The 22562-nt window shown below is 37.9% G+C and carries 34 protein-coding genes; 3 read left to right on the top strand and 31 right to left on the bottom strand.

Going from position 1 to position 22562, the window contains the following annotated elements:
- Positions 1-69: 69 nt before the first annotated feature.
- From EHQ62_RS17065 to EHQ62_RS16950, 25 genes are all read right to left on the bottom strand, one after another.
- A complete protein-coding gene (locus EHQ62_RS17065) occupies positions 70-1167 on the bottom strand; it encodes a hypothetical protein (protein ID WP_135645072.1) in 1098 nt (365 codons plus the stop codon).
- The gene (locus EHQ62_RS17060) at positions 1160-1405 is read right to left on the bottom strand and encodes a cold shock domain-containing protein (protein ID WP_135645070.1); all 246 of its coding nucleotides are present in this window, start codon (positions 1403-1405) and stop codon (positions 1160-1162) included. The genes EHQ62_RS17065 and EHQ62_RS17060 overlap by 8 nt, the downstream gene beginning before the upstream one ends.
- Positions 1387-1785 (bottom strand): hypothetical protein, encoded by a 399-nt coding sequence (locus EHQ62_RS17055; protein WP_135645068.1) that lies wholly within the window; start codon positions 1783-1785, stop codon positions 1387-1389. The genes EHQ62_RS17060 and EHQ62_RS17055 overlap by 19 nt, the downstream gene beginning before the upstream one ends.
- Positions 1786-1865: 80 nt before the next feature.
- Entirely contained in the window at positions 1866-2855 is a 990-nt protein-coding gene (locus tag EHQ62_RS17050) for a hypothetical protein (protein ID WP_135645066.1), read from the bottom strand.
- Entirely contained in the window at positions 2855-3163 is a 309-nt protein-coding gene (locus EHQ62_RS17045) for a hypothetical protein (RefSeq protein ID WP_135645064.1), read from the bottom strand. The genes EHQ62_RS17050 and EHQ62_RS17045 overlap by 1 nt, the downstream gene beginning before the upstream one ends.
- 58 nt (positions 3164-3221) lie before the next feature.
- Positions 3222-4661, bottom strand: coding sequence for a PBSX family phage terminase large subunit (locus EHQ62_RS17040; RefSeq protein ID WP_135645062.1), 1440 nt, complete (start codon positions 4659-4661; stop codon positions 3222-3224).
- Complete coding sequence (locus EHQ62_RS17035) at positions 4630-5190, bottom strand: hypothetical protein (protein WP_135645060.1); 561 nt, start codon at positions 5188-5190, stop codon at positions 4630-4632. Before EHQ62_RS17035 ends, EHQ62_RS17040 begins: the two co-directional genes overlap by 32 nt.
- Positions 5191-5251: 61 nt before the next feature.
- Positions 5252-6379 (bottom strand): XRE family transcriptional regulator, encoded by a 1128-nt coding sequence (locus tag EHQ62_RS17030; protein ID WP_135645058.1) that lies wholly within the window; start codon positions 6377-6379, stop codon positions 5252-5254.
- Positions 6372-6995 carry a hypothetical protein gene (locus tag EHQ62_RS17025; RefSeq protein ID WP_135645056.1) on the bottom strand — a complete coding sequence of 208 codons (624 nt, stop codon included), beginning with the start codon at positions 6993-6995 and terminating at the stop codon, positions 6372-6374. Before EHQ62_RS17025 ends, EHQ62_RS17030 begins: the two co-directional genes overlap by 8 nt.
- Before the next feature lie 121 nt (positions 6996-7116).
- Positions 7117-7467, bottom strand: a complete 351-nt coding sequence (locus EHQ62_RS17020; RefSeq protein ID WP_135645054.1) for a hypothetical protein — start codon at positions 7465-7467, stop codon at positions 7117-7119.
- A gap of 1 nt (position 7468) precedes the next feature.
- The gene (locus EHQ62_RS17015; RefSeq protein ID WP_135645052.1) at positions 7469-7861 is read right to left on the bottom strand and encodes an ASCH domain-containing protein; all 393 of its coding nucleotides are present in this window, start codon (positions 7859-7861) and stop codon (positions 7469-7471) included.
- Between the two features lie 15 nt (positions 7862-7876).
- Complete coding sequence (locus tag EHQ62_RS17010; RefSeq protein WP_135645050.1) at positions 7877-8695, bottom strand: DNA adenine methylase; 819 nt, start codon at positions 8693-8695, stop codon at positions 7877-7879.
- Positions 8692-9525: a helix-turn-helix domain-containing protein gene (locus tag EHQ62_RS17005; protein ID WP_135645048.1), complete on the bottom strand. Its 834-nt coding sequence runs from the start codon at positions 9523-9525 to the stop codon at positions 8692-8694. Before EHQ62_RS17005 ends, EHQ62_RS17010 begins: the two co-directional genes overlap by 4 nt.
- 665 nt (positions 9526-10190) lie before the next feature.
- On the bottom strand, positions 10191-10934 hold the full coding sequence (locus EHQ62_RS17000; protein ID WP_135645046.1) for a 3'-5' exonuclease: 744 nt from the start codon (positions 10932-10934) through the stop codon (positions 10191-10193).
- Positions 10935-11243: 309 nt separating this feature from the next.
- The gene (locus EHQ62_RS16995; RefSeq protein ID WP_135645044.1) at positions 11244-11582 is read right to left on the bottom strand and encodes a hypothetical protein; all 339 of its coding nucleotides are present in this window, start codon (positions 11580-11582) and stop codon (positions 11244-11246) included.
- 417 nt (positions 11583-11999) lie between these two features.
- Positions 12000-12152 carry a hypothetical protein gene (locus EHQ62_RS18605; protein ID WP_167482896.1) on the bottom strand — a complete coding sequence of 51 codons (153 nt, stop codon included), beginning with the start codon at positions 12150-12152 and terminating at the stop codon, positions 12000-12002.
- A 20-nt stretch (positions 12153-12172) separates the two neighbouring features.
- Positions 12173-12418, bottom strand: coding sequence for a hypothetical protein (locus EHQ62_RS16990; protein WP_135645042.1), 246 nt, complete (start codon positions 12416-12418; stop codon positions 12173-12175).
- Positions 12418-13020 carry a siphovirus Gp157 family protein gene (locus EHQ62_RS16985; RefSeq protein WP_135645040.1) on the bottom strand — a complete coding sequence of 201 codons (603 nt, stop codon included), beginning with the start codon at positions 13018-13020 and terminating at the stop codon, positions 12418-12420. Before EHQ62_RS16985 ends, EHQ62_RS16990 begins: the two co-directional genes overlap by 1 nt.
- Positions 13020-14000, bottom strand: coding sequence for a hypothetical protein (locus EHQ62_RS16980; protein ID WP_135645038.1), 981 nt, complete (start codon positions 13998-14000; stop codon positions 13020-13022). The genes EHQ62_RS16985 and EHQ62_RS16980 overlap by 1 nt, the downstream gene beginning before the upstream one ends.
- Before the next feature lie 573 nt (positions 14001-14573).
- Entirely contained in the window at positions 14574-14795 is a 222-nt protein-coding gene (locus EHQ62_RS16975) for a hypothetical protein (protein ID WP_135645037.1), read from the bottom strand.
- A 2-nt stretch (positions 14796-14797) separates the two neighbouring features.
- The gene (locus EHQ62_RS16970) at positions 14798-15232 is read right to left on the bottom strand and encodes a hypothetical protein (protein ID WP_135645035.1); all 435 of its coding nucleotides are present in this window, start codon (positions 15230-15232) and stop codon (positions 14798-14800) included.
- Complete coding sequence (locus EHQ62_RS16965; RefSeq protein WP_135645033.1) at positions 15229-16050, bottom strand: phage antirepressor KilAC domain-containing protein; 822 nt, start codon at positions 16048-16050, stop codon at positions 15229-15231. Before EHQ62_RS16965 ends, EHQ62_RS16970 begins: the two co-directional genes overlap by 4 nt.
- Positions 16041-16505 carry a hypothetical protein gene (locus tag EHQ62_RS18600; RefSeq protein ID WP_167482895.1) on the bottom strand — a complete coding sequence of 155 codons (465 nt, stop codon included), beginning with the start codon at positions 16503-16505 and terminating at the stop codon, positions 16041-16043. Before EHQ62_RS18600 ends, EHQ62_RS16965 begins: the two co-directional genes overlap by 10 nt.
- 31 nt (positions 16506-16536) lie before the next feature.
- Positions 16537-17136 (bottom strand): Rha family transcriptional regulator, encoded by a 600-nt coding sequence (locus EHQ62_RS16955; RefSeq protein ID WP_135645140.1) that lies wholly within the window; start codon positions 17134-17136, stop codon positions 16537-16539.
- 34 nt (positions 17137-17170) lie between these two features.
- Positions 17171-17455 (bottom strand): hypothetical protein, encoded by a 285-nt coding sequence (locus EHQ62_RS16950; protein ID WP_135645029.1) that lies wholly within the window; start codon positions 17453-17455, stop codon positions 17171-17173.
- Positions 17456-17647: 192 nt separating this feature from the next.
- Between EHQ62_RS16950 and EHQ62_RS16945 the strand changes: the two genes are divergently transcribed.
- On the top strand, positions 17648-18019 hold the full coding sequence (locus tag EHQ62_RS16945; RefSeq protein WP_167482894.1) for a helix-turn-helix domain-containing protein: 372 nt from the start codon (positions 17648-17650) through the stop codon (positions 18017-18019).
- Here EHQ62_RS16945 and EHQ62_RS16940 read toward each other — a convergent pair.
- The 6 genes from EHQ62_RS16940 to EHQ62_RS16915 all read right to left on the bottom strand — a co-directional run bounded on the left by EHQ62_RS16940 (position 18003) and on the right by EHQ62_RS16915 (position 20633).
- The gene (locus EHQ62_RS16940; RefSeq protein WP_135645025.1) at positions 18003-18299 is read right to left on the bottom strand and encodes a hypothetical protein; all 297 of its coding nucleotides are present in this window, start codon (positions 18297-18299) and stop codon (positions 18003-18005) included. The two genes, EHQ62_RS16945 and EHQ62_RS16940, sit on opposite strands and share 17 nt — an antisense overlap.
- Complete coding sequence (locus tag EHQ62_RS16935; RefSeq protein WP_135645023.1) at positions 18283-18759, bottom strand: hypothetical protein; 477 nt, start codon at positions 18757-18759, stop codon at positions 18283-18285. The genes EHQ62_RS16940 and EHQ62_RS16935 overlap by 17 nt, the downstream gene beginning before the upstream one ends.
- Positions 18760-18912: 153 nt before the next feature.
- Entirely contained in the window at positions 18913-19113 is a 201-nt protein-coding gene (locus EHQ62_RS16930) for a hypothetical protein (RefSeq protein ID WP_135645021.1), read from the bottom strand.
- 244 nt (positions 19114-19357) lie between these two features.
- A complete protein-coding gene (locus tag EHQ62_RS16925; RefSeq protein ID WP_135645019.1) occupies positions 19358-19669 on the bottom strand; it encodes an STAS-like domain-containing protein in 312 nt (103 codons plus the stop codon).
- Entirely contained in the window at positions 19659-19982 is a 324-nt protein-coding gene (locus EHQ62_RS16920; protein ID WP_135645017.1) for a hypothetical protein, read from the bottom strand. Before EHQ62_RS16920 ends, EHQ62_RS16925 begins: the two co-directional genes overlap by 11 nt.
- An 87-nt stretch (positions 19983-20069) precedes the next feature.
- On the bottom strand, positions 20070-20633 hold the full coding sequence (locus tag EHQ62_RS16915; protein ID WP_135645015.1) for a hypothetical protein: 564 nt from the start codon (positions 20631-20633) through the stop codon (positions 20070-20072).
- 172 nt (positions 20634-20805) lie between these two features.
- Between EHQ62_RS16915 and EHQ62_RS16910 the strand changes: the two genes are divergently transcribed.
- On the top strand, positions 20806-21525 hold the full coding sequence (locus EHQ62_RS16910) for a ParA family protein (protein WP_135645013.1): 720 nt from the start codon (positions 20806-20808) through the stop codon (positions 21523-21525).
- A 167-nt stretch (positions 21526-21692) separates the two neighbouring features.
- Complete coding sequence (locus tag EHQ62_RS16905) at positions 21693-22073, top strand: hypothetical protein (protein WP_135645011.1); 381 nt, start codon at positions 21693-21695, stop codon at positions 22071-22073.
- The last annotated feature ends 489 nt before the right edge of the window (positions 22074-22562 follow it).

Here is a 22562-nt window from a genome sequence, read left to right as displayed (position 1 = left end):
AACTCAAATGTTCAATTGCCTCGGATTCATTGAGTTTAAGAGAGATTTCTACGATTAATTTTGTTTCCATTATCTTGCCTGCATGCTCGGTACTGATTTCATTTTGAATTGTCTTGGTTTTGCCCTATCCTCTCCCATTCCCGTCTCAACCATCGAAGTTACGCGGAATGTTGTGTAATAATCATAAATGATTGAATAACCACTTCTAGGTTTTGGATTGATCCACTTCACAAGATTCTCACCCATTAAGAGAAAGTCCGTTCCTAACCGATGTTCTATAAAACCGTCCTTCCCCCTTGAAATAACTTTGTCAATTTCAGCAACAGGAGAAAAAGGAAGCCTATCGAAATCAGAAGGACTGAATTTTACATACATTGAATGTCTCAATGTCGATTTTGTGAGAATTATGATATCACCTTCACCGAGTTTGTATCCCGATCCCATCACAGCCAATAATTCACCATCTGGATTTTCAACGAGACTCCTACCGATTCCGGTATTCCTGTCATCAACAGAGAAAGTTTTGTAAGCGATTTTAATCGGCTGAAAAACCTTTAGTTTGATTTTTACTTCACCAAAGATTTCTTTTTGAAAGGAAACTGAAGTTAAAGTCCAAGCTGCGATTGGAACCGTGTTTTTATTTTTAACTTCGATTGCGTCAACTGCTTCATATATTCCATTTTCTTCGATTTCAGGAAATACGACTTTGCTATCGGCATTAACGATGGTCTCTATTTCACTTATCAGTTTGACTTTGTAATCGACTTGAACTTGATGATAGTACTCAAGCTCTTCTAAAACCAAAACATAATCGTCTTTGATTTCTTGTACTGTCAGCTCTAACTTTTGCTCTCTGAAATAGTAAAAAATTTTGGAGACTGATTTTATTGGACCATATCTCAAATAAATTCTTCTACCTTCAACTTTCCATGAAATCTCTTCTTCAATTTGGAGATCCTCTTGGAAAGACTTCATCAGACCTTCGTTACAAAATTTACAATCGGGAACTCTTGTCTCTTGAGGACAAGGGCATTGAGTAAGCCTGAACCAATACGCAGATTCACCTCTTCTTTCCAAAAGCTCTTCATTGCGAAGAGGTGTGAATATGTTTGGCTTTGTTGATATTGGGAAGGGAGTTTCCCCTCCCCTACCAATTTTCTTAGGCATATCTCAGCTTTGTTGCTTGGGTAGTTTTCTCGTTCCTCTTACGATCAAATCCCATTCGAGTCTCAAATTGAACGGCAAGACCGACTTTTATTTCATCGATTGGGATATCGACATACTTGATGTTAAAGAACAATTCTTGTCCTTCATGTTCAACGAATCCGAATCCACCTTTATTTTGAGATTTGTCAAAGGGGAAATACTTTGTGATTTTTCCTACAATTACTTTTGAAGCTTCCATTCCAAATAATCATGAAGCCAGTTATCATTATCGGAAAATGCCAATGAGTGGTGCGAACACTCACATTCCTCCCACACTCCTGAAGTATAGATTGAGGACTTTTTTAGGGCACGAGCGATAGGAAAATCCTTTCCAAATTGTTTTGCAAATTCCTTTCCCATTTCATTTCGAAAGTCAGAAATACCTTCATCAAAATCTGGCATTTCTTCCATATCGTAATGCTCATAAATATGACTGCAGTTTGGATGGACTGGCGCACATAACCACCAAGAGTCCATGTCGGATCTAAAAAGAGCATTCGACTTTCCTGGCCAGACTGCAACATCTGCAATCGGATCATTTATGAGTTTGTCTTCACCTCCATAAAATGGTGAAACCATGAATTCTTCCTGAGAGGAGAAAACCCGGGCAATGGTTCCCTCAAACTCAAGGCACTTCTCACAACTTACAGGATCGAACTTCATCCTTTTGTGAACCTCACATATGTTCCCATCTCTCTATCCGTTTCGTTCGCTAGTCTTAATAGAAGGCCATTATTGTAATTTATCTGAACTTCAGTGAAAGCAAACCTTTGCATATCGCGGTTCAAATGTTTTCGAACTACAAATTCATAATCTGCTTCTCTCCTCAATCTTTCCTTTTCCGTAAGCCCTTCCTCGAATAATCCTATTGCTTCTTTGATTTCGTCATCATCAGGCGATACCAAAACAGAACGGATATCACTCAAAGTCGCACCTTTTATCAATGCCTCGGAGATTTGTTGTCTGTACATTTTGGTGATTAACTCATAAGCCTTACCCGACCTCTTATAATTTTCATCATAAACAGCTAGCCATTCAGCTCCCTTGGCCTGCGCATAAATAAGTTGGTATGCTCTGTCCTTGTCCAAACCAGTTTCCTTCATTAGGTCCTCTATTTGATCGAGGCCAGGAAGGGAGTATTTATTTGTAAGCTCGGAGTTGAATTCTGGAATGGACATCTGTTTAATGTCTTTCACTTTAGCACCTTTGCCGATCATGAATTCGGAAATATGACCTATGACTGTTGCTTTATCCCTTGTTTGTTGGTAGATATCATTCCAATCTGATGCGAGAAAATCAAAGATTGCTTTATCTGCTTCCTCGAGCTCCTCTCTTTTTAACGTTCCTTCTGGAAACTCTAAAACTCCATTTGCTTTAGGAATCTTTTTATAGTCTATTTCCGGATTGTAAGAAACATTAATTGATGGACCTTTGAATTTTGGTTTCTGTAGAAGATCTCCAAAAAATCCAGATCTAATTTTTCCAAAAATCTCTTTGGTGGAAGAAAAAAAGCCCTTCTCTATTTTGATTTTTATTGAGGAGTCAGAATTACCTAAGAGCGCAAATTGTAGACTCAAAAAATACAATGCATAGGCATACTGAAGCTCTCTTACAAATCGATATGGATGAAAAGGGCTTTCTCGGATCACTAGACAAGTTTGTTTTGAATCAGCTTGCTTCCCGTTTTTCTGAGAATTTGGTACACAACGGAATCTGGCTTGTTTTTGTTGAAAATCATCGATACTGCCAGGTCGTAAATTGCTCTTCGGTCCCGATCTGGAAGCTTCATAAAAAGCTCGGCCAACATAGCTTCTTTATTTTCCTCTACAGGCTCTTCAGAATTTACTTCCGGAGGAGTCTTTGTTTCATTTTCGTTAAATTTAGATTTGGTGAAATCTTCAGAGGACGCTTCATTTAGATCCTCATCAGCTGGGAATGGGTTACTTGTTTCTTCCATTTTTAAAAATCCTATAGAATTAGTTTATCTATAGGCTAATTGGCTCTTCTTTATCGGATTACCTTTTTTTGGTGAAATAGCCAGGATCTACTCCCATCATTCTCAATCGATTGGCACGTACATCATCCGCGCTCATTGGTTTATTTCGTTTGGATTCTTCCGCTCGGACTTTTTCCAAATCTCTTGTTATGATATTAAATTTCTTTCCTAGAACTTTATTTGCAAAGTAGCGAATGGCATCCATCGCATGATCAAAAGATTTCACTGGATGTTCTTTTGAATTTTTCCCTTCTTTGGTTGGTTCCCAAGAATACACTGAAAATTCTTCTACAGTTTTCACACAGGACCTAAAAATCTTTAACTTCAATCCCTTCTGATTTGAGAGAAGCTGCATAACTGCCTGAAGTCCTGTGCTGATATCTTTGTCGGCTTGAATTGTAGTAATGCCATTTTCTGCCATCGTTGCCCTGTCTTCAGCATCCCAATCAGCGACCGTGAAAGTATTTGGGATCCTAAATTCTTTGATAACCTTACAATGTTCTCGAACAGTTTTTTCGGCTTCATAGTGTTCTTTAGCCAAATACCAAGTTTCATTCGATTTATCATAGAAAAACCAGAGGAATACAAAAGGGTTCGTATAACCAAAGTCAACTGCACCTGCACAGTCCCAAGATTCGGGAATTGGAAAATCTTCGACAATTGCCTGTTCAAACATAGGATAAACTAAACCTTCAACATCTACCCAAAGTCCTTTGTATAACCGTTCTTTTTCTGCTCCTGTGAGATCGGAGAGTCTTTCAACATACTCTTTGGAAAGATATGGATTATCGAGAGGAGTCCAGTTTCTTCTAGCAATTCGCTTCATCCTTCTTTCGGACAAAGCATTTCCAGATTCCGGATCCTGTCTGAGGATAAAATACTTATAAATCCAATGGTATTTATTTCTAGGGTTACAATCAATTATCATTTTATTGATTATTGAAGGTATGTTAAGCGAAAGTCTCGAAGACACTTTTTGGTAAGTAGCATAGGATATCTGAGTCGCTTCATTTATAAAAATAGTATTGAATTCCGTACCCATGATCTTTTCTACTCGATCAGCATCATCGAGTCCTGCACCGTAAATCTCGGATCCGTTCGCAAAAGTAATTATAAAATCGGATTCATTGATTTTGTAATCTATACCTTCTCGGAAACCATTCTTCTTTAAAATGGGAATCAGTGTTTGTCTCCATAGAGACATCTTTAAGTGATTCAATCGATATCTTGCAACGAGATGACGTGATTCAGCGATTAACCAAGCTCGACTGATAATTGCCAAAATAACCAAGTAAGTCTTTCCAGAACGAGCTCCACCATCATAACAGATCTCATCAATCGATTCTGGAACCCAATCCTCATTCAATGCTAAATGCTGTTTCTCGGAAAAAGCTGAATCCGAAGAGACTACTTCAACATCGAAGTCTTCAAGCTTTAAATTTTTTCGCTTTCTTCCCATTGGTTATATCTACCTCCGCTTCATTTTTGATTCCAACTTTCAAAAGGACCTGAACGAGAGGCCTATCTCCAGAGTTGTTTTGATTTTCATCGAGAGTTTTTACTGAGTCAGTTTCACCGACAGATCTTAGTAATCTCGTAAATCCAAGATTCCAAATATCTGCGAGGGCTTTCAATTCTCGGTAATTTGTCTTTTCTTCGACCACATTACCTTCGCTATCGTACACATCCATTTTCTCATAAGAATCTTTGTCTTTGAGTTTATTGAATGCATTATCAATAATCGTTTCTGATTGAGCATGAAGCTTCTCTAGGATCCTCAATCGTTCTTTGATAATTTGGTTTTCAACTTCTAGATTTACTTTTGCATCCAGAAGTTCTGCTTTTTGGGTCCATTTCTTTCGAGTTCTGAGACCTCCCACCTCACGGACAGTAAAACCGTATTTAGCTGCAATTTGCTTAACGGTCATACCCATTAAGTAATCGGCTTTCATTTGTGCGGCGGTGTGACTGTCTATCTTCCCAGACATATCCTCAATTTATCATAGATTCGAAAATCGAATCAAAAATAGGGATCTGCGTCTCAAATTATTATTTAATCAATGTCAATGTTGGTCGGTTAACATTTCTGATTGTCGACTGAAAGTATTCCATTTCAACACCAAGGAATTCTGCTAAAAGATCTAGCGGAACACCCATCGAATGAAAAAAATCATTACGGTTAAATAAATTATGCTCTTCTCCTAATTGAATTGCTTTCTTGATAATACTTGGCTCCTCAAGAATCAAAATATCGTCAAGTGGTTCTTGTTTTCTTTTCTTTTCTATATTCAATCTTTTATAGGAATAGCTTCTTTGAGAATTACTAATTAGGTTTAAATGAAATGCCTTTTCAATTAGGGCGGCAATGGAAACTTTCCAACGTTTTTTCAGCGTTTCATAATGCTCCAAATCATTATGAAAGAACTCTCTCGAGAAAGTTTTACTAGGAAACAAAAACTCGGATCCAAATACAAAAGCTTGTTTCTCAACTAGTTTCAAATTTTTCTTAAAATCTTCCTTAGTTAAGGATTGGTGAAGAATTAGATGACCTAGCTCATGAGCTATGTTCATTCTCAGCCTACAAGCGGATGTAGTTTTTTTTGATACAACAATAACAGGTATACCTTCTTTCCAAAATGAAAAAGCGTCAATGCCTTCTGCAAGATTTTCATAAAAAAGAAAAACTCCCTTTGATTCAAGTAAGGTGGTAAGATTTCCAATAGGGCCATTACCAATATTCCATCGTTCTCTCAAGTCGATTGCGCGAGATTCGATCTCATCATCTGACAATGAAAGATAATCATACTCATCTATTGGAATTGCCGATTCAGGAATTGTAAGAAATCTAAGCAGATAGTCTAAAATATTAATCGCAATTGTTGCTTTTGCAGTCGATATTTGACGATTAATAACTGTTGCTGACTGGAAACTTCTATACGCAAATGCAGTTTCTTCTCGAAGTAACTTTAAATTATTTCGATAAAAATATGATTCTGGAAATCTTAAAAACTTTGCTGCCTTTTGAACAAAATCATAACTAGGAATTCTCTTCCCAAGTTCGTAATTCGAAATAGTTTGTTTAGTAGTTGACAAACGTTCTGATAATTCGGTTACACTTAACCCACGGATTTCTCTAGCAAGTTTTAGATTTTGCGAATTAAAAATCGACTCATTCATTACTACTTTTCTTTTCGGTTAAAAATACATTCTTTATTTTGAGAATTTCATCTTCAGATGGAATAAATTCTTCATCAACGGTATCCAATTGGACAGGAGCAATCAAAGGGCCAATAAATTTAAATGTATTATCTTTAGTCGGGTACCAAATATTAATAAAATCTGGTCGCTGATTACTTTTCCCTCCAAATGTGATTTGTAAATACAAATAATCATCTTCCTCATTATACATTGCTTTAGGCTCATCAAATAATGACGGCTGAGAATCAATTAAATTCCTCGAATAATTTGTGGATGGAGGAGTAGTCGTTGAAGATCGCACTTGGGAAAAGGTTGCTATTAATCCAGAAGTAAACAGAACATCATGCTTTTTATATGAACCAAATGGGGTTCTAGCCTCAACTTTAAATAGTTCGTTTTCTGGATGATTTTTTAGATAAAAAAGACAGGCTATTCTTCGGATCTCGCCCCTAATATTCTGGCCAAATTCATTAAATATCGGCTCTCTTTGCATAAGCGAATCTGACGAAACGAATCCTTTCGCTAATGATTCTGAAATGTGCTTTGCAATATTCGGATGATTTATTTTTTCTTTTGCAAAATTAATTTTATCCATTTTGTGATTTCCTCAATTTCGGGCCTGTCAACATTTTTACCATTTTTTACAATATTGTCAACACCATTTTTCTCAAAAAAATCTTACTTTGCGCTCTTTGTAAATCCAATTCCCAGGGGATCTACTTCTCATAGATTTCAATTAGAAGATTTATTTCTTTCATCAAGCTCTCCCACTCTTTCTCCAATTTCGAATGAGGAGGGCCATTCTGAAGACTGTAAAGTTTTTCCAATAAATCAAAAATGTAATTCGTCTGATTTTTCTGAGAATTTGCTAATGATTCCACTAGTTTTTTCGCAGTTCTTTCCACCATTATTGCATCCACAATAATTCTCATTAATTGGTCAGATTTAGATTTGGGAGATCGAACGCCTTCAATGATATTGGAAAGATAATCCTCAAAAGGATTTTCAAGGTCTTCTAATTGTATATAGAATTTCTTTGCAATTTCTGTTGCTATCTCTTCCACCATATCAATCCAACTCCCAAATGATCAATTGACCAGTAAAAGGTTCCTTAAACAATTTCCAAAAATCTTCAGTGCTAGCAAACCCATCATCTTTAGCCAACTTATCAATTGCAGAAGGTTTTATTTTTACATAGCCCGAACCTTTGAAGTAAAAAGATATCGATCTTGATTTTGGATTGATCTTAGTTTTAAAAACAGACGTTACTTTACCGGTCGCAAATTGATGGTAATTTTTTGTCCTTACTCCAATTGCAAAATGAATCTTATCTCCTGCTTTCCAACGGCTTCCTTTCCTAAAAGTATGAAGCTTTCTTCCATCCAATATCTTTGGAACAAAATTTGTGAAATAACGTTCTTTCCCTCCACAGGGAAACTTTGTTGAGAATCCAAGTATCATTTATAACTCCTAAATTTAATCATTTTTGATATATAAAATTTCCGTTCTTACTTTCTGATCTTTGGAAAAGCATTTATTCATTCGATTTGCGAGAGTCTGTTTAGAAATCTTTTCCCACCCTTCGAATATTTCTTCATAGAGTGGATGTTCGTAGTGACTAACAACTGCTTTGCCTTGAATTTTTGTGAGTGACTCGAGAATAGGCCTATGCTGGAATTCTTGATTGAATTCTAGGTTATATAATCGTTTCGTATTTCTGCTTTCCGCAAGATATGGAAGATCCAAATAGAATAGCGTATGTTCAGAGTCATAGTACGCAATGATATCTATCGAGTCTCTGTTTAGGATGATAACATTTTTCAGTCGCTTTGCGATTTGATAGAGATGTTTTACTCGGGAAAAAAGTTTTGCTGGATGGTGTCCCCCTTCTCCCTTGATATTCCCTTTTGCTCTGAAATTAAGATTCCCCTTTCGTACGTCATTGGCTCGAAGACTCATCCAACAAATACAATAGAATTTATAAGCCCTCTCCAAATCTTCTGATTCGGAATTCACGGAGTTAATTGCTTCATTCAATACGTCTTCCGAATAAGGAGTGAATTCGATTTTTCTGATTAAATCTTTCGGCCTGTCTCTGAGTACTTCAAAGAAGTTTGTAACATTCCCATCAAGATCGTTCAAAACCTCAACTTTTGATTGTTCTTTGGATAGAAGGACAGAAGCAGATCCAGCGCATAGTTCAACATAGACAACATGGTCAGGGAATTGAGAAATTACCCATTCCCTAAGCCGAAATTTTCCTCCATTGTATTTCAGCGCCGGAGCAGAAATCATATAGCGATTCCCATGCAAACATCACGAATTTGCTCAAATAAAGACTTGGATACCGGCCATTTCCCCTTTTCCAATTCTGCCAAATAAGATTGAGAATAGCCTATCTTTTGGGCCAACTGAAACTGAGTAAGGTTTGCAGAGACTCTCAGTTGTCTGAGTTCTTGGTTGAGCTCATTTGCTTGATCTACTTTGTGAAAGTATTTTGAATTCCCAGCATCAAATGCCTGTTTGAAGATTTGTTTATAACTTCCAGGTCCAAATTCATATTCACCCTTTCTACTGACAACTTTCAGAATCATTCCTGAATCTGTGTCGATGATATTGATTTTGATATTGGAAAGGTTTTTATTTTCCCAAAGTTTCTTCAAAAGATCGATCGATAGGTCTTTGGTGTTTTCATCACCCCGACGGATGCGAGTCAGATCCGATTGAATCGTTTTTGCACTTATGTGAATTCTTTTCGCAATTGCTCTGAGTTCTTCTTTGGAAATAGAATCCATTTGGAAGAAATGAGGACAAATTTCTTTGTAGATTCGGATTCGATCTTTATGAGTAAGATGACGCCTATTTGTGTTTCTAGAAATCAAATAGTCCAGTTCATTTGTAGGAGAAACAATATTTGCTTCGATCTTTTCCCATCCAAGTAGCTTTACTGCTCTAACTCTATTCTCTCCCGATAGAATAACAAAATCCTTGGTGATGGAAATAGGTTCCATTAGTCCATGGGTATGTATATCTGTCGCGAGAGACTGAAGAAACTCGTCATCTTTCGGATTGAAAAGGATTGAGTTTTTAGGATGAAACTTGAGCTGACTTATTTTAATTTTCATTTTTTCTCCACCAAGATAATATCTACTCCCTCGTTTCCCGGAGTGGTTTTGACGAAGCTAGCATGGCAACTAGGAATGATTCCCAGGTTGTCATCTGTAATGATTCCTCCTCTAATGAGAGAGTCGAAAACCGTTGATACCATTCCATCAATGTCTCTTTGTCTACTTCCAGAGATATGGAAGACGAGGATGAGATGGATGCTCGAATCGATCGGATTAAATGATCCATTCGATCTTTTACGGGCTTGTCGGTTGCAATAATCCTCTTGCCCGTCTGCCAATTGAACTTTATGCTTTTTGCATTTTTGAAGCTCGGTATGATTGATCCTAAGTTTTTTACTCTTATAATGTGGCATTTCATTCTGGCCTCACATACGTTCCATCAATGACTTCTTGCATCGTATTCGCCAAAGAAGGAAATCCTTGCTCTCTCTAATACAAAACACGCTTGTTTGGTGGTAACTATTCATACTTCCGGTGGCAAAAAATACACTGGCAGACAATCAAATTCGGATCTGTCGGATCCGCTAATTTGTACAGCGAATTAACTTTAAAGAGGTGGGAAGGTGTTAGATACTTTCTGTAGCCACAGGTAATACACACTCTTAAATGTAAGTTTTCCATAAACGATCTACGTGCTCCTTGGATTAGTTTCCCCCTTCTACTCACGGTGTTTCACCTTTCAGGAGTGCCCTCGCGATAAGCTTTTCTGCTCTGTCAAATTCACCTTTAATCATCCATTCCAGATAATCTGGCCTTGTTTCTGCCTCCTCCCCTGCATATTTCCCAAACTTAAAGAGAACCTTTGATTCCTTTACGATAAACTTTGAAGAAATCTCTAAGAGTTCAGAAAGAGACATTTTCTCAATATCCTTCTTTTCCAGTTCCTTCATTACCAAACCTTCGTTTGTTTTGATTTGTTGTTTAAGAACTTCCTTGGATGCTCGGGCATCGAAGATTGCCGAATGCGCGTCATCACCTATTTCTTTTCCGCAGTAGTATTTGTATGCGTTTTCGAGCTTGAATGAGAATTGCTTCTCGAAGATATCCCGTGAATCTATGAGACCTGTGAATTTAGGAGGCTCCTCACCCAACCGTTCAAATTCTTTCAATATCAATGGCACATCGAATCTTTTGATATTATATCCGGACCATGGAATACCATTTAGCAAGTCGTAAATGGCGAAGGAAATCTCATCAAAGGAAGGAGAGTTTTTTACCTTTTCATCAGTGATCCCATGAATCTCGGAAACTTTTTTTGGAATCGGAATCCCTGGATTTACTTTAGAAAAAAAGTATTTAAAGTATGAATCATCTTCAGTATCGAAAACAAAGATTGCGATCTCTACTATCCGATCCTCCAAAATGGAAATACCTGTTGTTTCTAAGTCAAAAACTGCAATCTTCATGAGTGCACCTTTTGAGGCTGAACAAGTTGAAGGCGAGGTTTCAAATTCGCCTGAATCATTGAGTCAAGTCGCTTGTTATAAAGTTTGCAAGCTTGATCTAACTTCTCTGATTTATACGCTCCGAATTTGGAAGGATCCAAGGGAGAATTCCCAATTGCATTTCTTAGAGTAAGTGTTTGAACGAATTCTACGGCATGATTACGAATAAAATCCTCTCGTAATTCTTTGGTATATTGGAGGGAAAGATTCCTAGAGTGTTCAATGATAAACTCTTCCGGATTCACTTGGAAACTTGCCTTATAGTTAGTATTAGTTTTTTCGTTCATTGAATCTTATTCCATTTTCTTTTTTAAAATGAATAAACATCGATTGCATTCTATGCATCCCATCCTGATAGATCGAATCATTGATCTCATGAATGAGCCCATCCCACATATTCATGTACTTAATCAGAGTTTCGATTTTATGGCTTGTTCTCTCTTTTGAATCTAAGAGCAAATCAAGGTCGGAATTCAGTTTATCTAATTGAGGACACTCTACCTTTGGTGTCTCAATCTCAGGCGACTTGGCTTCAACATCACAGCCTACTTTTTTGGGTGAATCGATGATTCGCATCAGAGGTTTTGGGATCTCTAGAGGAAGCTTCAACTGAGTATCTTTAGGTTCTCTCCATTGCCTTCGCTTTGGCTTTTGGATTGGAGGATCTACAATTTTCAGGGGAGGAGAATTATCAGGAAAGTATTGGAGTCCTGAAGGTATATGAATTTCGTATTCATTCCCTTTGAAAGGTCCCTTCCTAGTAATTGTAATCCATCCCTTCCATTTAAGCTCTTGCAGAATCTGCGAGATCCGTTTTATTTTGTACTTTCCACCGGATCTTGTCTGTAACGCCTGTAAAGACGGAAAACAAGTAAGGCCATTCGCACAAAATGAATGAAGGAATAAGATTACGTCACTCTGCGCCCTTGGAAGATTCAAGTTGGCAAGAATAGAGATGTATAAAATACTCTTGTTAAAATTCGATTTGGGTTTTTCAGCACTTTTAACGGCAAAATTCATAAATATTTACTTTCTCTTTTCTTCGAAGTCTTTGTTGATTTTATTCAGGATGCGTTGGTTACGAGAAACGGATCGATTTTGAAGCAAACACTCCAAAATGGATTCCAAAACCGTAAGGACAATTATCGCTATGACAGCTAACACAACGATAGCTGCCACGGATTCCAGAAACGCAAACATTACCTATACGCCTCAAATCGAATTAATGATTTTGCAATAAATGCTTTCACGCTCCTTTCGTTTTCCAAAAGGATGTCCCGTTCAATGATCTGATTTTCCAGATACCTTCGCGTATGCCGGAGATCACAAACTTCTTTGCGAAGCCTTGCGATCACTGGGAACGTATCCTTAGGATCCCTCTCTTTGCGAGAGGGAGTTTCTTTTTTGCCGACAAGATTCATCAAATTTTCTGCCTGGAAGTTCATCAATCTACCCTCAGGTGAGTTCCATGCTCTAACTTGACTGCAAACTCCAAATGGGCCTTCTTCTCTTCACTAGAGAGGTACTCGCGGAGTTTGTCGGTATCCAAAACGACAACTGTTCGAGTGAGCTCCTTTGGAACATTTGGTAGATATTCCTCAGAAATCATTTTAAGAGTTTTGTCGCTAAACTCTTTGTCGAAGGGAGGAAGAAATTTAATGGGAGCAAGGCCTCCATTTTTCTGAACTGCCAGTGTAAATGCTTCACCCTCAAGCTTCGCAACACTTCGATACGACATGAGGTTTTTGAAGTGCTCTTTGATTTTCTTTACTTGAGCTTCCCTTGCCTTTCTCTTCTGTGCAAAACTTTCCTCAAAGGATTTGTGATTGGAAGCTTCCAACTCCAAATGACGAATGAGACCACCGATGTTATCCACTTTGGCTTCAACATCTTTATAAACTTCATCTAACCACTCTTCCAGTGTAGAATCCAATTCACCATCTGTTGAATCGAGGAGCTCATCTAGTGCCTTTTTATCTTTGAGGATATAGTCCAAAGATTTCTTCGGTTTCTCGACTTTTGTTGTTTTTGTTGCTGTAGCTTCCATTAGAATAATCCTCCCTTCTCGTCTTGATATTTAGCAAACAAGGTCTGCATCCGTTGCATTCCTTTCCCGTAAACAGTGTCAGTCAGCTCATCCGCGAGCTTATCCCATCGTTCCATAAGTTTTGTTAAACGGTCGATTTTCTGTTCGCGAGTAGCATTTGATTCTTCGAGTGAATCCAACTCTCCATCTAGTTTTTCTAACTTTTCATCTGGAGTTTGGTGTTCAGGTTTTGGAGGATCGTTATTAGGTTGCGATCCATTTGGTTTGTTTTGATTGGTAGTTGTTGGTTTTGAAGTTGGCTTTTTGTTCTTCTCGTCAACTAACTCACCTGTGGTGCGATTTACCGTACCTGCAGGAGTTTGTAGGAAATCCTCGACATCCTGAGTAAACATATCGCTCACTGCAAGAACTGTCAGAGTCGCTGCAATGAAAGCCCTCTTCTGAGCCATCTTGAGGACCGTGTTGTACTGATCAGCGATATCTGGATTCTCTGCTCTTTCTCCAAGGAAGCGAACCCATCGCCATTGATTGTCTATCTGCTTGGCGCCGAAGCCTTGCTTTTTGTAGAAATCTTTTTTCTCTTTGTAGTCCAGTGGAATCTCTTCATCAGTTACTTCAAAGGAATTTCCTCGGTAGCGATACTTTGTTTCCAAAGTAGAACATGATCCGCTTCCAGATCCTAATCTTCTCTCAGTCTCCGAAGAATAAATCGTACAAGTGACGATTACTTCCCGGTGTCCATTTCCAAGATCGTTGATTTCCGTTTTGTACTGAGGATCTAGTCGAAAGGTGAAGGCCAGTTTTTCCGCACCACTTTTGAGAAGGGTGGGTTTTTGCGTTCCAGGAATGACGCCGTAATGCTCATCTTTCTTGAGAACTTCCGACATCAATCTCTGGACGATTTGACCGTTCAGTTTGGTTTTTGAAATGGCCTCTTCAAGATTCATTTGAATCTCTGGAACCAATACATCGTTAGGCATAGAATCTCCCTAATCATTTGCAATTCAGCTTGACCAATTCGCGACTAGGGATAGTCTATAGGAGACTTCCTTTATCGGAACAGTCACGGGACCCCCTCAGAGAACGTCGCCAAACATTCTCTCCGAGGGGGTTTTTGCTTTATATTGCTATGATTTCATTTCTTCCAAAATTTTTCCAATGGCCTGGGCATCTTTTGCCGTTACCACTCCTTCAATCTAATTCACGTTAGATTGAACGTCCCTTAAGCGAAGTATCCACTCCACACCCCTGATCACGATACTGTGCTCCGGTGTTAACTTTCCTTTCCAGATCGATAATTCGTGAGACGCAGAGAGCTTTCTCTCTCGATCTCCCAAAGATCTTTCCTTTTTCGTCAACAACGACATACTCATCAGCATCTAGATCCTTGATAATGCAATACGGTGAGAGCGTGTATGGCCCGAATTCGGCATCCCATAAAACTTCCCGTACGTCTTATTCCGTCGATTGTTCAGATACAGAAGTGTTTCTTCTTTCGTTTCGAAGCGCATGGTCCCGATCGAAACTCCTTTTGTCTTCCTTTCTTTCAAAATTCATTCCTCCCAAGTATCAAATTCAATTTTCCAATCCGATTCTCTTTGTAATTCACGAATAATCTCAACTAACATAGAAATACGTTCGGATACTTTTCTATCTGGTGAATGAAAAGTAGGATTCACTTCTTTTGGTGACAATTCATGTGTGAACTTGGATCCGATAGGATTAACTCGAATGGCTTTGATTTCTTTTAAGTTGATTCGGCTAACCAATTTCATTTTTAACGATATCTATCCCAAAATTCTTTTCTCAAACCGGAATAAAATTCATCTTTTATTAAGTGGAAATCTCGACGAATTTCATATGAAAGTCTTAGGCACCTTACCATTTTATTAAATGCGATTCTACCTCTTACTGTCCCTGAGAGGTAGGCGAGACGAAGGGCCATATGAAAATCGAACATAAAACTTTCAGGTACGGCATTCTCGAAATCATTTTCGATGGATCCACATGGGAAAAGTCCGTGGATATTTATGTACAAATAGCTTTTTAAATGGTTTTCTATCACACTCATTCCATGTTCGTGAGATATAAATCCCAAATCTTCCCAATGATCTTCTAAGAAAATTGGCATGTAATCATTCAAATCATCAGAGCCATTTTTCTTTTTGGTGAATAACTTGAGTTCCTCTTTCAAGTAAGGATAGAGATTCATATGGCCTCCCGAAATCCACTTTCACGAAGTTTCTTATCGAGCCATTGTAGCCCCTTGCCAGTCCAAACAGGTTTTCTATGAAAATCTTTTGTTCCGTCTCCTTTGGAATAAGGAACGAGTACTAACTTTAATAATCCTCTTCCAACATATTCTTGGTAAGGCTCATTTGAAGACATGAGAATACCATGATCTCGGCACCAACTGAATAGTCTTTTCTCTCCAATTCCTTCTAAGGCGAGCTCTTTGCATACCTCTCTAAAATCAAAGTGAGATTCTGATTCGGCAACATGGTCTGCAAATTCTGCTTTGGGAGTGAGATCCTCTATTTGGTGTTTTTGGGTTTCGACTTTAGAAAGCAATCCTTGAATAACGGATAATGTTTTTTCCTCAAACGATTCTTCCTTAGTTGGTGGATTAAGTATTTCGAGAATTTTCCCATCTACCCAAACTGCAAAGTCAGCATTCAGCCACTGAGCGAATCGAATTGCAAGCTTAGGATGGCAAAAAGTGCCCTGTTCTACTTTGCATTTGTTTGGCGTATTCTCTGCAAATTCACCGTTCCGAGAATTCACGGAACGGTTAGAATCCTTTTGATTGCCACCTTGAATAACGTATTTTAGCTCACCTTCAGGTAAACCAGTAGATCGACTTAGAGCCTGGATATATTCATTGGCAGTTTTATGGCGGAAAAAATCGAACTGATCTTTGCCAAAAATCTTCGCCATTTCGGTTACATTCACGTAACCGTTTTTCTTATATTCAATCCTATGTATTTGATCATCTTTTGGATAAGTAAGAAATGTCTGATTCAATTCCATCCCAGGGCCTCCTGAGAACAGAATATAAACGGAGCGATTACATTTTCAATCGCAAAAGTAAACGTTTTGTTTACTTTATTATAACCTCGGCAAGCTTGATTAATGTCTCGATGGACGGTGGAGTTCCAGTTCCATTCATTAGATTCGATATTTTTTGAGCATGAACTTCGCTCTCGTTCGCTAACCAAGCTTGGTTTCCCCGTTTGGATTCTACGAATTGCCGAATGTATTGAATCAATGCTTCTCTGTCGGAAGCTTCGGACTCTAAGAGCTCTTTCCGCTTCTTGATGATTTTCTTTATTAAGTCCTTTTCCATCGTCCTTATCCTTATCGGCATTTTCTCTAGATCGACCTGGTTGACTTGAAGGTTTTATTGAAGATCTCACCACCAATCTGGTTTTGGAAATATCGGAAATAATCCCGTTCAAAGACTTTTCCGATATTTCGTCATCCATAGACATTCTCACGTATGTCTGAACTGACATCTCAAGCGGCCTCACTGCTTAATTGTTTCGCTTTGCCAATGCTACCCTCTTCCAAGCCGATAGTGGAAGCAAAGACCGCATTGGCAGAAATCACCGCAGCTGGTTTGATTTCCTTGTAACCATTTAGAGATTTTTTTTCTACATGCCACTGAGTCAGCATTTCTGCAGCTGCTGTCAGCAGGATCTCCTCAGAATCATACTGATCCTTTTTCTTGGTTCTCGGGATCTGTAATTTTTCTTTATGGGTATAGGTCAATTGGATGAATTCATGAGGTTTATTCACTCCATGATTTCTCAGGCATTGAGTATAGGCGTTCCGAACTGCCTTGGATTTTTGCCTTAACTCGAACGGGACCGCTTTTTCCAATTCCTGCCATCGATCTATAATTTTCGCTCGAAGCTCGACTGAATAACCTGAAATCAAAATCAGACATTCACGCTTTGGAAGGCGATAGAAGTTTTGAGTCCTATTTGAGGCATCTTTATAGGTATGCCCAAATCTGGACTCATCTAATGCGAGTTTGCGTAACATCACCTCTATGTCCCTTCTCACGTGTTTGTGCTCCTTTAAAGTGAGCTCCGCGATCTCAAGCGAAGACATTGTAAGTTGATTTTGAATTTCCGCTAATTCCATCTCAAGCGGCCTCGTTTTTTTTGACGTCCACCAGCTTCTTTGATCCGTCTTCAAGGGACACGAGCATTCTTCCGAAAGTCCTGCCGTGATCAATTCCGATATCATTAAGGTATTTCAAAACTCTCGGGTTTCTTTTTGCACCAGCGACTGTCCCTTGAATCGTTTCATACGTTGGGACTCCGTTCAATGCTTCCATAATCTGAAGGATTGTTATCCCTCGTAAAAGTAACTCAGCTCGAAGTTCGCGGCCAGTCATGGGTTTTGTGCGTTTGCTTTTAGTATCCATTTCTTTCTCCTGACCACGATTTTAAAAGGTGGAATGGATATCGGAAAATCTCTTAAAAAAATTTCCTAGATCCCTCTTCCGCTCAGTGTAATGCTTGCTTTTTTTGAATATCATTCACCGATATTTAAATAGGTGCAAAAATTCACTAGATCAAGTCTTCGGTGACCGAAGAAAAAGGCAATAATAAATTCGGTGAGCAAAGACAAATTTTCAGACAGATTTCGGCAAGTTGTCGAAAAAATTGGAATCAAACAAGTCGATTTCGCAAACTCTATCGGAATCGCGCAGAGCACTGTTTCCACTTTCCTTTCGGGAAAATCTCTCATGTCCCGGTCCACTGCCCTTCTAATCGAACGAATCTATGGCATTTCCGCCGACTGGCTTTTGGATGGCACTGGCCACATGGAAATCAAAAAAAATGCACTGACAGAGGATTTGGAATTCACCCGAAAAATCCTGAAGGATCCCGAGCTCAAAGAAATAATCGAATCATTATTGGAACTTAAGAAAGCAGATCGAGCGAAGCTATTCGGCGTTATTCGAGGGTTTATTGGGGAAGATTAGTTTTCCTCTTAAATCCACACTGGTTATCAAAATCTTTAATATCCAATTGTAAACGATTGCAAATCGTGAAGAATCGATTTCTTGATATTTTTTTCTCAGGAATGTATACACTTACAGGAATTAAAAACTCATCACCGGGAAGCTTTAAGTAAACAGTAACGAACTGACTCTTTGCTCCCTCATAAAGTGCATTTTCTAGTTCAAATTGTATTCCAAGAAGTTTTTGAATTAAAAGATTTTTAACTTTTTCATAATCCAAAAATTCAGGATAAAGGGACACTCTCATTAGAATTCAGCTGCCTGTTCAGTTTATCTATATCAATCTTTAACGAGAAAATCTGTTCGTCTTTCTCGTTGTTAGATTCTTTCAATTCTGAATTCTCTTGTTTTAATTTAAAGTAATATTCGTGTTCTGGATCTCCATTTAGAAAATTTAATTTTCTATAAATATCCCAGAGATGTTCTAACGAAAGATTTTCTATTGCATTTATAAAATGAGCCTTCGATTTTAAATTTTGGGAAAATTCCTTGAGCTCTGATCTCATATTTTGTTGTGATTCCTCTACAGAATTTCCATATGAGAAAAAACCAAGTTCCAGAATAACGGAAGCGAAGCATTCTTCAGTAGATTCATCAGCATCTACTTTATAAGTGAAGAAATGAATTTTAAATGGTCTTCCTAAAAAGACCATGGGGATTTTTCCATAAACTACAACTGATCCCAAATCAACGTTGATCATTTTAAAACCTATTTTCCTTTCCCTCTCGAAATTGCATTTATTCAAATTTTCAAAACAAACAACCTGGTACCAGGCAGTAGTTTCCTAGATTAGTTATTGTTCTATACTTATAGGTAACATCTGCAAGTAGGATTTTCCGATTTTTTTGACATTTTAAGCCTCCTCTCGCTCTATGACCTCCAATACCCTGCCCTCTAATTTGGCAAAAAATTCTTCTATGAGGTTTTCTACTGACTCCTCAGAATGGAGAAGAGATTCGGCAAACTGCCAAAGTTCTTCTTTAATTATCTCCTTTCTTGTCTCTTTATTTAACTCCACATTTGTATAGTAGTATTTCCCTGGGACAGAAATCACTCATTTCTTATTTTTTTTGTTCAGATTCGTTTAATTTGTCCATATGATGTGACATAATTTATAGGTATATTTTTCGGAATGGGAAATTTATTACAAACAGCCTTCGTTAAATTAAATCCTAAAACGAATGCATAAGATAATAGTTTCAGTTTGTTTTCAGTAATGACTATTCACGGTTTGCAAAGGAAGACCCGTTTTGTCATCTAAGGAGATGATTAAGGTTCAGAATATCTTGATTAAATTATTAAGTTGCAATGAGTTCTTTCGATCTTTCAAAGGAGTAATCAATGCCAGCTTCTACAATATCAGCTATGTTACTTCGACAATTAATTACTTTCAATCTGTTTGAAACAATTTCAGATCCAAATTTTACAAATAGGTTTAGAAATAAAGCGTTCACGAATGAACTGTTTACATTGTGAATACCAAAGAAATCTAAGACTATTTTTTCTTCGGAAGTTATTGAGTTTGGTACAACAACTTCATTTATAAACCTTACAGCTTTGTCAGAATCCAATCCAGATTTTCCAATATGATCAAATATTTTAAACGTCATCGCCAATAACCTCCTTAAAGTTTCTAGCCCTATTTATTAGACCCAATTCCAATTTTGTCTCCATCAACGCTTCTTGAAAAACTTCGAGTTTGGATTTCTTGAAAGAAATGTTGATAGCTACTCCATTGTAGTAAATATCGTCTGGAAATTCCTTTAACTGAGCATTTTCTATTATACCTCTACCTGAGACAAGACAAAACTTACCCTCTAATTTTTCGGATAATTTTTTCAAAATTGAAAGGCCAACCCCGGCATTCACAGGAGTGGAGAAAGGTGACGCAATATGGTTCTTCGATGAAATTTTAGCCTGCAACGCTGCCCTTATTGCATCGGAATCAGACCAAGATTCATTGAAATGAGGAGAGAGATTGTTTTTGAAGCTATTAAGTATTCCTATTCCTTAGTCGGCAATCCCCAGTCTGACGAGCTCACCTTTTCTATAAACTTGCGCTGATATATAACCATTGCTTCCCGAATGCTGAAAGACATTATTTATCAATTCAGAGACTGCATAAACTACTAAATCATATATCTCCGAGTTTTCCTCGTAATCGTCAATCTTCCACCGCTCAGATTCCGGAATACAGCAAAGTGCAATACCTTCTGATAACTTCTCGACTGAACCTCCCAATCTTCCGAATTCTTGAATTTCTTGAAAGTTGCCGTTCGAATCGTGCCTTTTAAATTTCTCATCCATGTTGAGGTTACATATTGAGAAAAAATTCATTCTTTGAAAATATGTAAGCGCTCTAAAGGAATCATGGTTTCTGAAATACACTTTGGCTTTGATGGACTGAAGGTATTTGACTCGGCAAATAATTGCAACGAGAGCCACAGGCGAATAATTTTCGACATATGCGAAATCGAAAACCACAGAATCGTGTTCATCTGTTTCGAAAGAAATAGCTTCAATGAAATCGAAAAGCTCATCAAATACATATTTGGGCAAAATTATTTCTTTCATCTCTATTTTGAAACTATTCTTTAATTTAGTTCTGTAATTTACAGAATTTCTGCCTGCCTTTACTTTCCCATCTTTTTTCTTTTCGCGTAATTTCTGCTCAATTCTCTTAGAAATTCTTCGAAAAAAAGATTTTGATTGAATCGAAAGTACTAGTGAAAAGACTACTCCATAAATGAAAGTTATTTCGATTGCCTCTTTAAAAGGCGGAGTGGGAAAAACCACTCTTTCTATCTATCTGGGAGCTTCTATTCAGAAGGTTTTTCCGAGCAAAAAAGTCTTACTTGTCGATGCCGATCCAAACAACAATTTAACAGATTTTTTCCTTCGGGAGGAAACTGTAGAGGCTTTAGAAGAGAGGAATCTTTTCACAGTTCTCATAGGTGAATCCAGACTTGATGAATCGATAAGAGTCATAGATAATCTCTATATTCTGCCAGCAACTCCGGACCTAGCTGGAGCTCACTTGGAACTATCAAACGATCCGTCATCGATGATTCGATTTAGAAAAAACTTGGAGAATTTTTGCGAAACAAACAAGATAGATTTTGTTATTTTTGATACGCCACCTTCTTTAACCTACGAATTATTCTTAGCATTACACCTTTCAACTTCAGTCATTTGTCCAATAGGATTTTCGAGATGGACCCTTCAAGGATTCAAACTCATAGATCGAGCATGTAGAAAACTTGAAGCACCAGATCCAATCTGTGTGCCTTTTAATGTCTCTCAAAAAGATGCTGAAAGGATTTATGATTCGGGACTTCAAAACGTAACAAAGAGTTTCGTTCCAAAGAGTGCACAATTTGTAAAGTCAGCAACACTTGGAAAGATCTTCAGCGAGTCTTTGGATATATGGGATGACCTAGAAAAACTTGTTAAGGAAGTCCTATGAGCGATCGGAATAAACTAATTGGTAATTTCCTTGGCGATCGACCCGGTAGTAGATCGGAAGTTTCAGCAAATATTCCGAAAGGAGATATTGAAACAATAAATGTACTTCACAGGCAGATTGGGACCTACATTGAAAAATCTATCCAGAATTCACTCTTAATTGGAGAGATGCTGGATAAGAAACGAAAGGAACTTGGTTACGGAAAATTCAAACCTTGGTTCGATGCTAACAACTTTGAATTTTCATACCGTCATGCAAAAAGGTATTTATACATTCACGACCACCGAGCAAGGCTAGAAGGGACACGCGTGTCCCTTTCTCTGAGGGAAGCTCTTCAGCTTCTTGCAGAATCCGACAAAGAATCTAAGGATGAAGAGAGAGAGATTAATCCGAAAAGAAAGCCTGACGAAATCTACAAAGATTTTAAAGAAGGGAAGAATCTTGCTAAGGAAGAAAAACAAATCCTCCGCGGTTGGATCCAGGAAAAAGTAAACAAACTCAAAACCAAAGCAGAAACTTTAGAGAAAGAAATCCGAAAGATAAGATAGCTAGCAGATCCTCAATCTATTTTCAGGATAACTATAAACTTTAGCATCTCATAACTGTTCTGCAATGGTCATGATGAAAGAATTAGAACTTTTCTTCTTCTGCGATTAAAACCAAAAGATCATAACACTCATCTCAACTCGAAACTTTCCCTTCTTTAAGTGACCAATTCGCTGACCAAATTTGGTCGTACGATTTTTTCAAAAAAAACTTCATCAGGAAAAAAAATTGTGTACACAAAATCGTACCCATGTTTATTATTTGATTAATCACTCAGATTGCTTACGTCCTGGTAGGTGTGGTAGCCCGCCAGGACACAGTTCTTCCCCCCAAGAGATCATAACAGAAATATGTCACATTAGGCTTGACAGGAATGTTTCAGACATAAATACTCGTACACGTCTTTCGCGACATGCAGAAAGACCGGCACTACCACATTGCCGTCGTAAGCAGTCTGGAAACCCCCAAAGGAATCCAGAAAAGACGCAATT

It is taken from the genome of Leptospira jelokensis (assembly GCF_004769635.1).
Lineage (GTDB): Bacteria > Spirochaetota > Leptospiria > Leptospirales > Leptospiraceae > Leptospira_A > Leptospira_A jelokensis.
The sequence above is the reverse complement of the archived record's forward strand: the minus strand, read 5'-3'. Positions and strand labels throughout refer to the sequence as shown.

What these genes read in the sequence shown, in the direction of transcription:
- EHQ62_RS17065 (WP_135645072.1), bottom strand. Translation starts at nt 1,167, where the DNA reads ATGCCTAAGAAAATTGGTAGGGGAGGGGAAACTCCCTTCCCAATATCA.
- EHQ62_RS17060 (WP_135645070.1), bottom strand. Translation starts at nt 1,405, where the DNA reads ATGGAAGCTTCAAAAGTAATTGTAGGAAAAATCACAAAGTATTTCCCC.
- EHQ62_RS17055 (WP_135645068.1), bottom strand. Translation starts at nt 1,785, where the DNA reads ATGGTTTCACCATTTTATGGAGGTGAAGACAAACTCATAAATGATCCG.
- EHQ62_RS17045 (WP_135645064.1), bottom strand. Translation starts at nt 3,163, where the DNA reads ATGGAAGAAACAAGTAACCCATTCCCAGCTGATGAGGATCTAAATGAA.
- EHQ62_RS17040 (WP_135645062.1), bottom strand. Translation starts at nt 4,661, where the DNA reads ATGGGAAGAAAGCGAAAAAATTTAAAGCTTGAAGACTTCGATGTTGAA.
- EHQ62_RS17035 (WP_135645060.1), bottom strand. Translation starts at nt 5,190, where the DNA reads ATGTCTGGGAAGATAGACAGTCACACCGCCGCACAAATGAAAGCCGAT.
- EHQ62_RS17030 (WP_135645058.1), bottom strand. Translation starts at nt 6,379, where the DNA reads ATGAATGAGTCGATTTTTAATTCGCAAAATCTAAAACTTGCTAGAGAA.
- EHQ62_RS17025 (WP_135645056.1), bottom strand. Translation starts at nt 6,995, where the DNA reads ATGGATAAAATTAATTTTGCAAAAGAAAAAATAAATCATCCGAATATT.
- EHQ62_RS17020 (WP_135645054.1), bottom strand. Translation starts at nt 7,467, where the DNA reads ATGGTGGAAGAGATAGCAACAGAAATTGCAAAGAAATTCTATATACAA.
- EHQ62_RS17015 (WP_135645052.1), bottom strand. Translation starts at nt 7,861, where the DNA reads ATGATACTTGGATTCTCAACAAAGTTTCCCTGTGGAGGGAAAGAACGT.
- EHQ62_RS17010 (WP_135645050.1), bottom strand. Translation starts at nt 8,695, where the DNA reads ATGATTTCTGCTCCGGCGCTGAAATACAATGGAGGAAAATTTCGGCTT.
- EHQ62_RS17005 (WP_135645048.1), bottom strand. Translation starts at nt 9,525, where the DNA reads ATGAAAATTAAAATAAGTCAGCTCAAGTTTCATCCTAAAAACTCAATC.
- EHQ62_RS17000 (WP_135645046.1), bottom strand. Translation starts at nt 10,934, where the DNA reads ATGAAGATTGCAGTTTTTGACTTAGAAACAACAGGTATTTCCATTTTG.
- EHQ62_RS16990 (WP_135645042.1), bottom strand. Translation starts at nt 12,418, where the DNA reads ATGAACTTCCAGGCAGAAAATTTGATGAATCTTGTCGGCAAAAAAGAA.
- EHQ62_RS16985 (WP_135645040.1), bottom strand. Translation starts at nt 13,020, where the DNA reads ATGGAAGCTACAGCAACAAAAACAACAAAAGTCGAGAAACCGAAGAAA.
- EHQ62_RS16980 (WP_135645038.1), bottom strand. Translation starts at nt 14,000, where the DNA reads ATGCCTAACGATGTATTGGTTCCAGAGATTCAAATGAATCTTGAAGAG.
- EHQ62_RS16975 (WP_135645037.1), bottom strand. Translation starts at nt 14,795, where the DNA reads ATGAAATTGGTTAGCCGAATCAACTTAAAAGAAATCAAAGCCATTCGA.
- EHQ62_RS16970 (WP_135645035.1), bottom strand. Translation starts at nt 15,232, where the DNA reads ATGAATCTCTATCCTTACTTGAAAGAGGAACTCAAGTTATTCACCAAA.
- EHQ62_RS16965 (WP_135645033.1), bottom strand. Translation starts at nt 16,050, where the DNA reads ATGGAATTGAATCAGACATTTCTTACTTATCCAAAAGATGATCAAATA.
- EHQ62_RS18600 (WP_167482895.1), bottom strand. Translation starts at nt 16,505, where the DNA reads ATGGATGACGAAATATCGGAAAAGTCTTTGAACGGGATTATTTCCGAT.
- EHQ62_RS16955 (WP_135645140.1), bottom strand. Translation starts at nt 17,136, where the DNA reads ATGTCTTCGCTTGAGATCGCGGAGCTCACTTTAAAGGAGCACAAACAC.
- EHQ62_RS16950 (WP_135645029.1), bottom strand. Translation starts at nt 17,455, where the DNA reads ATGGATACTAAAAGCAAACGCACAAAACCCATGACTGGCCGCGAACTT.
- EHQ62_RS16935 (WP_135645023.1), bottom strand. Translation starts at nt 18,759, where the DNA reads ATGATCAACGTTGATTTGGGATCAGTTGTAGTTTATGGAAAAATCCCC.
- EHQ62_RS16925 (WP_135645019.1), bottom strand. Translation starts at nt 19,669, where the DNA reads ATGACGTTTAAAATATTTGATCATATTGGAAAATCTGGATTGGATTCT.
- EHQ62_RS16915 (WP_135645015.1), bottom strand. Translation starts at nt 20,633, where the DNA reads ATGAAAGAAATAATTTTGCCCAAATATGTATTTGATGAGCTTTTCGAT.
- EHQ62_RS16910 (WP_135645013.1), top strand. Translation starts at nt 20,806, where the DNA reads ATGAAAGTTATTTCGATTGCCTCTTTAAAAGGCGGAGTGGGAAAAACC.
- EHQ62_RS16905 (WP_135645011.1), top strand. Translation starts at nt 21,693, where the DNA reads ATGCTGGATAAGAAACGAAAGGAACTTGGTTACGGAAAATTCAAACCT.